Origin of the sequence: Caloramator sp. CAR-1, assembly GCF_030546345.1 — a bacterium.
Lineage (GTDB): Bacteria > Bacillota > Clostridia > Clostridiales > Caloramatoraceae > Caloramator > Caloramator australicus.
Genome location: NZ_JAUONW010000050.1, coordinates 17,309 through 29,592, shown reverse-complemented (window position 1 = coordinate 29,592; position 12,284 = coordinate 17,309). Strand labels below are relative to the sequence as shown.

At 31.8% G+C, this 12,284-nt stretch carries 10 protein-coding genes; 1 reads left to right on the top strand and 9 read right to left on the bottom strand.

Going from position 1 to position 12,284, the window contains the following annotated elements; translation table 11 throughout:
- Positions 1 to 671 (bottom strand): RNA-guided endonuclease TnpB family protein (locus Q3V94_RS13320; protein ID WP_303528477.1); only part of this gene is annotated, 671 nt, incomplete at its 3' end.
- Positions 672 to 799: 128 nt separating this feature from the next.
- Here Q3V94_RS13320 and Q3V94_RS13315 point away from each other — a divergent pair.
- A complete protein-coding gene (locus Q3V94_RS13315; protein ID WP_303528479.1) occupies positions 800 to 1,879 on the top strand; it encodes a cyanophycinase in 1,080 nt (359 codons plus the stop codon).
- Positions 1,880 to 1,911: 32 nt separating this feature from the next.
- On the opposite strand, the gene Q3V94_RS13310 is transcribed toward Q3V94_RS13315, so the two are convergent.
- The 8 genes from Q3V94_RS13310 to Q3V94_RS13275 are packed head-to-tail and all read right to left on the bottom strand — an operon-like array spanning position 1,912 to position 12,283.
- Positions 1,912 to 3,132, bottom strand: a complete 1,221-nt coding sequence (locus Q3V94_RS13310) for a glucoamylase family protein (RefSeq protein ID WP_303528472.1) — start codon at positions 3,130 to 3,132, stop codon at positions 1,912 to 1,914.
- A 13-nt stretch (positions 3,133 to 3,145) separates the two neighbouring features.
- On the bottom strand, positions 3,146 to 4,414 hold the full coding sequence (locus Q3V94_RS13305) for a glucoamylase family protein (protein WP_303528470.1): 1,269 nt from the start codon (positions 4,412 to 4,414) through the stop codon (positions 3,146 to 3,148).
- A 19-nt stretch (positions 4,415 to 4,433) separates the two neighbouring features.
- A complete protein-coding gene (locus Q3V94_RS13300; protein WP_303528468.1) occupies positions 4,434 to 5,384 on the bottom strand; it encodes a carbohydrate ABC transporter permease in 951 nt (316 codons plus the stop codon).
- Positions 5,381 to 6,250 (bottom strand): carbohydrate ABC transporter permease, encoded by an 870-nt coding sequence (locus tag Q3V94_RS13295; RefSeq protein WP_303528466.1) that lies wholly within the window; start codon positions 6,248 to 6,250, stop codon positions 5,381 to 5,383. The genes Q3V94_RS13300 and Q3V94_RS13295 overlap by 4 nt, the downstream gene beginning before the upstream one ends.
- Positions 6,247 to 8,418, bottom strand: a complete 2,172-nt coding sequence (locus Q3V94_RS13290) for a DUF5696 domain-containing protein (RefSeq protein WP_303528463.1) — start codon at positions 8,416 to 8,418, stop codon at positions 6,247 to 6,249. The genes Q3V94_RS13295 and Q3V94_RS13290 overlap by 4 nt, the downstream gene beginning before the upstream one ends.
- A complete protein-coding gene (locus tag Q3V94_RS13285) occupies positions 8,405 to 10,420 on the bottom strand; it encodes a YIP1 family protein (RefSeq protein ID WP_303528461.1) in 2,016 nt (671 codons plus the stop codon). Before Q3V94_RS13285 ends, Q3V94_RS13290 begins: the two co-directional genes overlap by 14 nt.
- A 14-nt stretch (positions 10,421 to 10,434) precedes the next feature.
- A complete protein-coding gene (locus Q3V94_RS13280; RefSeq protein ID WP_303528458.1) occupies positions 10,435 to 11,307 on the bottom strand; it encodes a carbohydrate ABC transporter permease in 873 nt (290 codons plus the stop codon).
- Positions 11,308 to 11,320: 13 nt separating this feature from the next.
- Complete coding sequence (locus tag Q3V94_RS13275; protein ID WP_303528455.1) at positions 11,321 to 12,283, bottom strand: carbohydrate ABC transporter permease; 963 nt, start codon at positions 12,281 to 12,283, stop codon at positions 11,321 to 11,323.
- Position 12,284 lies beyond the last annotated feature (1 nt).

Below are 12,284 nucleotides of genomic sequence, written 5' to 3'. Positions count from 1 at the left end.
CTTTCATAGTTTTTACTTTGCTTTTGCTTTCTTGATAATGATTTTTGTATAATTTTAATTCTTTTTTCTGTTTTTCTTAACCATTTTGGATTTTCTACCTTTGTTCCATCAGATAAAATAGCAAATTCTTTAATTCCTAAATCTATACCTACTTTTTTATCTATTTTAGGTAATTCTTTAATTTCTTCTTCTACAAGTATAGAAGCATAATATTTGCCTGTTGGCGTTTTTGATATAGTTACGGATTTAATTCTTCCTTCAAATTGTCTGTGTTGTTTTATTTTTATTTTTGTCTTTAACTTTGGAACTTTTAGATAACTACCTTCAAGTGTTACTGTTCCATTTTGATTATTTGTAGTATAAGACTGGTAACCTTTCTTTTTCTTGAACTTTGGAAAACCTATTTTCTTATCTCTAAAAAAGTTTTTATATGCCTTCTCTAAATTAAGCTGTGCATTAGCAAGGGCAAGGCTATCTACTTCCTTTAGAAACGGATATTCTTTTTTATATTGTGCAGGTGTATTGTTTAGCATTTCTCCTGTTTTTTTATAGTATTCTATTTTGTCATGTAGCATTTTGTTGTATATAAATCTTACACAACCAAATACTTTAGCAAAATATTCTTCTTGTTCTTTTGTTGGATATATCCTGTATTTATAAGCCTTTAGCAAAATTACACCTCCTTCCTGTAATACTGATTATATCATAAAAAAGAATTTATCAATCAACATTCATCACCCACTTATAGAAGTGGGCGACTTCTGTTACTCTTTAGTTAAAAAACGGAGATAATCCTGAAATTGCAAGAAAAATTAAAGAATTTACTGGAATTTGGTTTGTAGGTGGAGATCAGACAAGAATAACACAAACTTTAATAAGACAGGACGGTTCAAATACACTTGTTTTAGATGCACTATGGGAAATATATAAAAATGGTGCTGTGCTAGGCGGAACAAGTGCCGGTGCAGCTATAATGAGTAATCCAATGTTTGCCGGCGGCTCAAGCCTTGAAGCATTAAAATATGGTATTACGGATAAATATACTACCCAAGAGGGTGGACCAGCATGCCTTGTAAAAGGATTGGGTTTTTTTCCACATGGTTTAATTGATCAACATTTTAATGCCAAGGGTCGCTTTGGAAGGCTATTAGTTGCTGCTTATGAAATAGGCTCAAGCTTATCCTTTGGAGTAGATGAGGATAGTGCTTTAGTTTACTACGGAAAAGAGCAATTAATTGAGGCAATAGGTCTTAATGGAGTTACTATTTTTGACCTCTCAAGGGCTTCAAAAAACAAGTCTAAAAAATTGTTTAATATAAATAATGCTATAGTTCACTATATAGATAAAGGGGATAAATTTAATCCAATAACAAGGGAATTTATAATAAATCCCAAAAAAGAATTAACAAATGGCTACGAATACTATGAAATTAAAAATCCTATATCAACGGGAATTTTTGAAAGGGATGCTACAACCACTTTAATGACAAAATATTTGGTAGACAATTACAATGCAAATAAAGCTGTAGGATATGCCTTTGACAATGATGGTATTGGATTTGAGTTTACATTTATAAAGGATAATAATACAAAGGGCTACTGGGCATATATCGACGGTAATGTTGACCACTATGCGGCCATAAACGTTATCTTGAATGTTAAGCCAATAAAGGTTGAAATAAAGGAATATAATGAAAAACAACCTCCTAAAAAGGCTGAAGAAATTAAATCCGAAAAATATGTCATATTAAAACCTGGAGATTCCCTACAAGTTATAGCAAAACAGTTAAAAATAAAGCTGGAAGATATATTAAGATTAAATAAAATCACTAACATAAAAAACATAAAACCTTGGACCTTAATAAAAATTCCTAATTAAAAAATTCCCTCCAAACGGAGGGAATTCTCCTCTTAATTTGAAGCCAATATCCTTTCCTTCTTTAGTCCTAATAGATCAAGTCCCCTTTGAATATGTTTATTCCCCATAGTCAATTCCCATATAAGCCCAGAGTTATAATTTTCTATCATAAGAAGGCTTATCCCTTTATCGATGCCAATTTCAATCTCTGAATACCATTCACCAGGAACATCCAGGTTGTAAGCATCCTTAAATCCATATTTTCCCCAAAGCTTTGGAACTTTATAGTAATAATAATTCATAGTATCAATAACATCTTCAGGGCAAAATACAATAGAACCTATAGCACCACAAGGTGGGATTGTCCCATCGTTTTTATGCATTGTATTATCGAGCCCTGAAGGTGGTGCTCCAAAATGCCCCTTATATCCAGTTGGAGAATCACAGGCCGTCATTCCCCAAGAAAACTCATGGAATGTTTTAAAACCTTCTGGATTGTCTATGCAATACTGCCTATTGGCAAGGGTTGCTTTAACTGAGTTTTCAAACCAGTTATGTCCTAACTTATCCCTTAAATTTCTAAAATCTATCCAAGCATGACTAAATTGATAAGTAAACAAGGAGCCTGTCCATGTATAGATAAACTCATAATCCTTATACCTTCCAACTGATCTTCCAAAGGTATAATACATATCTGGATCTGTTGGGAAGGTTGGAGATGCTGCCCCTAGAACATACATCATAATCTGCTCTGCATAAAGATCCCAGTATCCACTAAAGCCGCTATCATAAAAATATCCCATGTAAAACATATTTCTTTTTTTATCGGTATACCATTGAAAGTTAACTCTTCTATATATCTTTTCAAAATACTCCTCAACTTCTCCTTTAAAATATTCGGCACAGGTTATAGCACCCATAAGCAATATTGCTGTATCTATAATAGAAACTTCGCTATTCCAAACCCTTTTTCCATTATCCATGCTTATAAAATGAACAAAGAAACCTTCCTTTTGCTCTACATTGTTATATACCGTTTTCAAAGTCCTAAGGGCCCTTTCATAACCCTCATTATAAGTTATCCAACCCCTCTCAACACCTATGACAATAGCTGATAACCCAAATCCTACTGAAGCTATGCTGGCAACATTTTTAGAATGTTCACCAGTATTGTCCCTTATAAGACCATACCCTTCATTTGTAAAAGATACCTCATTCCAAAAAAAATCAAAACACGCCTTTGCCTCTAAGTCAAGAATTTTAAATCTGTCCATTGCTCCCCATCCCTTACTTTAAATTTTTGAATTGAAGCCTTTTAAGTCCATTTTGCACATATTGATTTTTCATAAAGTTTTTCCATATAAGCTCATTTTGGTAGTTAGCAATCATAAGAAGAGTTATTCCTTTATCAATTCCTATGTAATCTGTAGCAACCCAATTTTCATCCAAGTTATATGCATCCTTTAATCCATACTCACCAACCAAATCCTTTATTTTATAAAAATGTTTTAAAGCCGAAATTGACTCCTTTGGAGTAAATACAATAGAACCTATAGCTCCGCAAGGTGCTATTGTCCCATCAACATTATGGGCAGTATTATCATAGCCTGAAGGCTCTGCTCCTAACGTTCCATCATAGCCATGGGGCGTGTCGCAGGCTGTAATTCCCCAAGAATCTTTTCCATAGGTTTTAAATTTTTTTCCTTGATCTATAGAGTAATTATAATTTGCTAGGCTTGCATCAACAGAATTCTTATACCAATTAACATCATCTCTGTCTACTAAGTTTCTAAAATCCACAAAGGCATGGGAATATTGATAGGTAAATATTGAGCCAAACCATGAGTGAATAAACTCATCACCCTTATAGCTTCCCTTATGCCTTATAAAGCTATAATAAACCTCAGGATCAATAGGATGCGCCTTTGATCCTGCAGCTAAAATATACATAACAAGCTGCTCAGCATAAAAATCCCAATATCCCTGAAATCCCTTTTCAGGGGAATAACTCATATAAAACATATTGCTGTTTTTATCAACGAAAATGTCCCAGTTTATCCTATTAAATATTTTATCGCTCTTTTCCTTAACTTGTCCACCAAAATATTCTCCAACCGTAATAACTCCACACATCAAAAGGGCAGTATCAATTGAAGAAACCTCGCTATTCCATTCTCTTTCTCCAGTATCCATATTTACAAAATGATAATAAAATCCATGAAAGTTTTCCATATTTAAAATGGTATCCAGTGTTTTTTCTGCCCTTTTATACCCTTCTTCATAGCTTATCCAATGATTTTCAACGCCTATTGGTATTGCCGCAAGGCCAAAACCCGTGGCTGCAATGCTTGCTATTTGGGAATCACCCGGATATCTATCCCTTACAAGTCCATATCCGGGTGAATTTTCATCAATATTTGCCTGCTCCCAAAAATATTTAAAGGATAATTTTGCCTCTTTGTTTAAGTAATACTTTGGACTATTTATATAATAAACCCCTATTATGCTTAAAAACAAAACAATTGATAAAAATATCGTTAAAATCCTTTTTTTCATTTATATCCCCCACCAAAATTTATTCACCAGTAATTCCTGTTCTGTCTATACTTTCAACAAACCATCTTTGGGTGAAGAAGTATATGATTAATAGTGGAAGTATATTTAAAAACGTTCCTGCCATATTTATAGCTTCATTTAAGTTTTTGCCAGTTTGTCCATTAGGATCAACAGGATATAGTTTTTGAAATGTTGCAGCAAAGTTTTGTAGTTGCAATGGTAAAGTTTTTATCACATCTCCAAAATACAAAGCTGCAAGGGTCGTCTCATTCCAATACCAAACAAAGGAAAATAAAAATGATATAACATATGCAGGAATAGCCGATGGAACAGCTATTGTGAAAAATATTCTAAGATATCCAGCTCCATCGATCTGGGCAGCCTCCTCTAAGGACTTTGGCAGCATTTTAAAAAACTGATAAAATATTAAGATAAAAATTGCACTTTTTATACCTTGTCCTAAAACAGCTGGCAAAATATATGATAAAACACTTCCTATTAGCCCTAAATTTTTATACATCAAAAATTGTGGAATCATCGTAACCTGCGGAGGTATTATAAAGGTTGCCACAACTAAAGCTAATAAAATATTTTTAAAGGGAAACTTAAATCGTGCAAAACCATATCCTATAACTGATGCTGCTATCGTCTGTAAAACAGCCGGAATAATAGTAACATATAAAGTCTTAATTAAAGAAGGAAAAAATTCTAATACTTTATTTGCCTCAACAAAATTTCCTAAATAAAGTTTAGATGGAATCCATTTAATAAGGGGATTTATTAAATCCTTAGTATCCATAAGGCTATAGGATATCATATAAATTATTGGATATAGAAATACAAATCCTATAAGTATTAAAAAGAAGTAAACTGCTAAGATTTCTATCTTTTCACCATATTTAATTTTAAGCAGCTTGCTTGTGTTAATATTTAATTTTTTATAGTCCAATCTTTTTATTTCCGCCCTCATATCATCACTCTCTTTTTCTTATCTTTGCTTACTGATATCACCAAAAATATTCCCATTATAAGGAGCATTACTAAAAAGTATATCCATGCAAGGGCTGATGAATAACCAAGTCCAAGCCCCGGCTGATACATATCGTTTTGTATCTTTAAAACTATTGGATTTAAAGAAAATATTGAAACCATAACAACAGTATAAATAATATTAATTATAATCATAGAGTTCATAGCAGGAAGAATAAGCTTCCAAAGAACTTGCCATTTAGATGCTCCATCTATGCTGGCAGCTTCATACATGCTTTTATCTATCTTTTGAAGTCCTGCTAAGAATATCAATATTTGAACCCCTGAAAACCAAAGTATCATAATAAAGGATGAAAGTAAAAAGGAAATCAAATTTGCTATAACAGGGGGGAAGGTTTGTTGAATTTGGTTTCTCTCAATAAGCTGCTGAAGCCCTGGGAATGTGGTTGCTCCTTGGTCCATAAGCTGCTTCATTACAGGTCCACTTGTAATTATAACCGGTAAAAAGTAAATTGTTCTAAAAAGGCCCTTCCCCTTTATATTCATATTTAAAAGTAGCGAAACCGTCATAGAAAAAACCAAAATTACTGGAACATATATAAGCATCTGCAAGAAATATGTAATTAGTAAATCTCCAAATGTAACATCCATCAAAAAGGCATTTTTATAATTTAAAAGACCTATATAGTTTGTTTTTATTCCCTCTGCAGTTACCTGAATTTCATTTAAACTAAACCAAAAGGTCTGTATTAAAGGGTAAAGAGTAAATATTGCAAATCCAATAATCCATATTAAAACAAAGCTAAGTCCAACTAGCGCTTCCCTTGTTCTGTATTTAATCCTCAATTTCTATCCCCCCTTAATACAGCACAATTTTTTGATGCAACTTTATAATTTCCATAATTATAATCTGAATCTGTATAATTTATAATTATTGAAACTCCATTTGAATAATCCACCTTTACTATGCCCGGCCTTAACTCATTTCTTCCTATTATTTCTGCATCTGTAACGTTTTTTAAGGTTTCGTTTATTAATTTATATTCAGATATAATCTTGTCCTTCCAAACCCTATATCCCGAAGTATAAAGCCATTCAGAAGCAGTATCAAGAAGCTTTGATGAGCTCTCTTTAGTTAAATAAAATGAAGGATAGCATCCATAATCGATCATTTTTAATGTATCTAGCCTAATATCAGAAGAAAAATTTAAAGCAGGTGCAAAATAATCTACATATCCTTTTAAAACTATTTGAATAAATGGAATCTCAATATCCTCTATTAAATAATTGGATGAGCCCATTGGAATATCATATATATCTTTAGCATATTTCCAAAGGTATTCATTAGGTTTGTAAATCGAATATTTATTTCCCTCTAACATATCTTCATATGTTTTTATTGCATCCTTTCGCGTAATTTTTTTTGCTCCATAACTTGAAAACAAAGTATTCCCTACCGTATCTAATGCAATATTATAAAATCCTAGCTTATTAAATTTACTTTTCTCCTTTTCAAAAATTTTTCTCGTTGCATCCGGGTTTAAATAGTAATTGTTTTCAGATGTTGTTATAAACTGGTCTGATATAGTAAGAGCTATATCAGCTTTAGAATATCCCTTTGCCTTCCTGTATACCTTTGAATAATCAGCATAAAAGTGTAAGTTGCTATTAGTCTCCCTTGAAATATCCTGCAAATCATCATTTGAACCTAATTTAGAATCAAAGGGAAGATGCCTTGGTGAGGAATCAGTTATTCCTTTTTTAGTATAGCCCCTTAAAGTAACATTAAAATTATTAATACCATTTTCTTTTAGTTCTTGTAAAATATTTTTAACGTCCTCAAATTTAGTCATGTAGATTGCTCTTTTCCAAAAGAAAAATTTTTTATTTTCTGCCATCAAAAACTCGATTCTTAGAGGGACATCCATCCTTTCTGATTTTTTCTTTAATATTCCTCTCTCTACTAAATCCCTTTGATATCTTTTTGCCATTCCAACATAATTTGCATTATCTCCATCTAAAAACATATATCTAACATGAGCATCGAAGTTATTCTTTTCACTTTGATTAACTATAATACCATTTCCTTTTTTATCAATAAGCTGCTTATAGGTTTCTCTGTATATAAACTTTGCACAAACCCAATTATAGTCTGTTATTATTCCCCTTCTATAGGCATTTATTTCGGCATATTCTGCACCGCTTTGAATTGACGCAATAAATGCGTTTTTATTTTCTTCATTTATAAACCCAAACACAGGAATATAAATTTTTTCAGAAGGTAATGTCAAATTAAATTTCATGGATTTAATATACATTTCCTTTAGACCTAAATCCTCACCATATACTCTACCCAAAAATGGCTGCGTTGCTGTTGTATTTTTACTAAGATCCATCAAAGCACCGGATCCATCTGGAATAAATATATAGCTATCCTTCTTATTTCCCTTAATAGCACCTAAAAATGGATATATTATTATATTTTGTATCTTATATTCATTGCTTTCTTCCTTTATTGAGGAATATGGGACTTTAATATCTAAATAATCATCCTTTAATGTAACCTCAACAGAAAAGGAAATACCCTCATTTATATACTGGATATTTGATATAAAACCATCAGATTTTTTCTGTATTTCTAAGTTTACATTAAAATTATCTATAAATAGCCTGTTTATATTATTGGTGCTATCCATATATTCAACCACAATCGGTGAAGATGCAAAGGCCTGCCACTCCTCGTTTAGATCAGGATCCGTTCTATCTATTGAAGAACTCCACAAAAAACCGGTTTTTTTGTTTAAAACCTTTATAGAAAGATTTGTTTCATTAAGATATAGTGCTAAATTTTCATTTTCTGTAATCTTAACATAGTTATCTATCTTTTCTATACTCGTTAATGAACTTTTTATTTCCTGTTTTGTCTCTGATCTAACTGTAAAGGTGCTATTTATAGATAACAATATTATTAAAGCTAGTCCAACTATTTTTGCAAATTTTTTATTGTAATACACGGAATCTCAACTCCCATATTATGGATTTAACGAAATCAACCTCTTGATTGAAAAGTATTGTTATTATCGATACCAATAAAACAATAAGTATCATCCCAAAGATAGTTATGGATATATTCCTCATAGTTTCCTTTAAGTCGTAATTATGAATTTCCATAACCATTATTACCATCAATAATATTGACCAAACCTTTATTATAAAAAGTGGGAAATCGTATAAAAAGGCTTCGTTAAAGGTTAAAACGTTGCTAATTATAGCTACTGGCAGCGCAAATATAAGGTAAGGAGACAATGCATAAATTGTTCCTATATATATCTGCTTTAATGTTCCTTCTCCATCATTAATTTCACTAACAAGATAGTTTGAAATTATCCACAGTATAGTTGGAACGAATAGCGTTACAGCAACATTTAAAATATTTATTTTATATGCATTAAATGTTGAAAATATAGGAGATGTTACATATAGTTTTATAACCTCCATAACAAAAAACCATAGATATAAAATAGTTGCCGATAAAACTGAAGCCCTTCCATATCTTTTTAAATCATAGTAGGAATCAATAGGATGCCTTAAAAATCTAAAGGAAAATAGTATTTCTTTTATTAGCTTTTTATTCTTTATATTTTGAATAACTCTTCTTGGTTTTTCAAGAATATGTCTTCTTTTATCTATCCTTATTACAGCCTTTTTAATAACAATGAACATAATTAAAATTAAGATTATAATCGGTGTATTTTTTTGAAGCCATTCATTTCTTATCTGCCAAAAGGCATCGGAATAGCCCAATTTATCCTCAGCAATTTTAAAACATTCAAGGGCTTTTTTGTAATCTCCCATCTTAAAGTAAGCCTTAGCAAGCGCTTTGTAGGATAAAATAAAGGAACTATTCATATCTAAAACTTCTTCCCAAATTGGCTTACTTTCAAGATAAAGCCCCTCTTTATAAAGCTCATCACCCTTCATAACCCTTTTAGCAAACTCTGTAGGTTTGAAGGATACAAGGATGCTTTTTTCCTTATCTATAACATATATTTTTCCATCCTGTGTAACATCTATAGCTGCAGCATTTCTAAAAAGTCCCCTTCTTTCGCTAAGCTCATCCTCTCCACCAAATATAAATAATAGATTGCCGAAACTATCATATTCAAAAATATATCCATATTGGGAAAGGGCATAAATATTGCCATTGTTGTCCACATCAATGTCAACCAAATTAGAATCTCCGGCCATATTCCCTGGCAATATATTTATCCCTGCAATATTGAATTTTTTTACTTCTTTATACTTTAATCCATTTGTTACTGTATAAATCAAACCATCCCTATCTATCGCTATACTTGTTGGAGAGGGTGGCTTTATTTTTAATAATTGTTCCTTTTGCTTTGCTGTAAATATAAGTCTTTGAAGGACCATCTTTAAAGTAGTATTAGTCTGATTTGATGCCGTATAACCCATAAAAACGCCATCTTTACTGAAGGTTGCAATACCATTTGTTAAACCTTCACAGGCTACATATATGTTTCCTCTTTTATCTACGGCTAACTTTTTAGGAACAAACTCATTACTGGAGCCAAAAATCGGTTCTGTAGGCTTTCCTATTCTTTTTATTAAACTTCCTTCTTTATTAAATATGTAGACCTCATAGTTTCCATAATCAGCAACATATATATTTCCGTTATCATCTACAAATATTCCTGAAGGACTAAATACTATTCCTGAACCAATTTCCCTTATATTTCCCTCTTTATTAATAACAATTACCCTTGAATTTCCAGTATCAGCAATATAAAGATCTCCTGTATTATCATCAAAGAATATATCCTCAGGATTCATAAAATCCTTTAAGATAACCTCATCAGGTTCAAATGCAGTTTGAGTTTCTACAATTTTATTATTAGGACCTAGGGTAAATGTTTTGTATGGAGCATCTGCAAAAACAGTAGTTTGAATTATAAAGGTTAAAAATAGAACAATAAACATTACGCTTTTTTTTCTCATTCTTCTTCACCACTCTATTTAATTCCTGAATGTGCCATTGTATTCATTACTTTGCTTTGTGTAAATATAAATATCAATAAATTTGGAATAAACATGATTAATGCAGATGCAGCCCCCATTCCCTGTCCTGCCACAGAGTTAGTAGTTGATGTTAGAGTAGACATATAATAAGCAAAGTTTTTTAAGCTTTCATTGTTTATATACATACTTGAAGGTTCTATATTATTCCATGCAGCTTGGAAGGATAAAATTACTACAGTTGCTATTGCAGGTTTTGCCATTGGAATTATTATTCTTGTGAATATATACCAATCATTAGCTCCATCTATTTGAGCAGCCTCTATTAAAGAATTCGGTATTTGATCTATAAACTGTTTAACCAAAAACAAACCAACCGGCATAGCAATTACAGGAAGAATATTAATTATGAATTTATCTATCAAACCAAGCTTTACAATGATTATATACCTTGGTATCGACACTGCTATTGGAACAAACATAAGTGCCATTGTATTGATTTCAAACAAAATGTTTTTTAATTTAAAATTTTTCTTTGAAAGGGCATAGCCTGCCGCTGTGCTTATATAAACCGTTAATAAAACCGTCAAAGCAGTTATTATAATGCTATTGAAAAGATACCTTGAAACTGGAATCCCTGACACCGTCATAGTAGAAAAAAGTTTATTAAAATTTTCAAATGTAGGTTTCCTTACAAATATCCTTGGAGGATATGCAAACAATTCATCCATTGGCTTAAAGGCATTGCAGAAAATAAATATTAAAGGAATGATCATAAAAATAGCCAATGGAACTAAAATCAAATAAAACTTTATTTGACTTTTGTGGAATCTATCAGGATTTATCTTTGTTCCATGAAATGAAGACATCTTGTCACTCTCCTTAATCCCTTTCTCCAAATAATCTCCATACAAATTTAGACGACAACCAAATAATCAAAAGAAGAACAAATGAAACTGCCGATGCATATCCCATTTCATATCTTAAAAATCCAAAATCCTCAATATGGTTAACGATAAGCTGCCCAGCATACTGTGGAGTTGGATTTGAGCCTGAAAGTTGAACCCCTATAGCTCCCGCCTGGAAGGTTGAAACAACAGACATAACCGCACCAAAGAGCATCTGGGGTTTCATAGATGGCACTGTTATATAAACTATCTCCTGCCATCTTTTAGATATACCATCTATATAGCCTGCTTCGTAAAGCTCTGGATCTATATTTAAAACACCCGCCAGCATAGCTAAAAACCCAACTCCCATACTGCTCCATATAGTAACAATTATCATAATAAGCATTAAATATTTAGGTGACTGTAACCACTGAATGGGTTGCTGTATAAAACCATATTTTAATAAAAAACTATTAAGATATCCCGTCTTGTCACCACTAAAGATGGTTGTCCATACTACCTGCATAGCTACCCCCATGGTCATTGATGGGGAATATATTATAAGGGCTAAAATAGTTCTTGGTTTTTTAGGAATTTGTGCCAACATCCAAGCAAGGAGAAAAGATAATATATATCCAAGAGGGCCAACTATTAAAGCAAACTTTACAGTATTAGGAAGAACATACTGCATGAAAACGTCGTCTTGGGTTATTAGATTGATATAATTCTTAAGCCCTATAAACTTTGGAAATTGAACTGCATTAAAATTTGTAAAGGAAAGCAAAATTGCACTTATAACAGGTAAAACTATAAAGATAAAAAAAAGCAATATATAGGGAGTTAAAAATATATATGCATTTCCTTCCTTGTGAAACCATTTTTTTATTTTTTCTGTCCGTTTATTTATTTTATTTACTTCAATCGCCTTATTTAAAGATAAATTGGTATTTTGCATA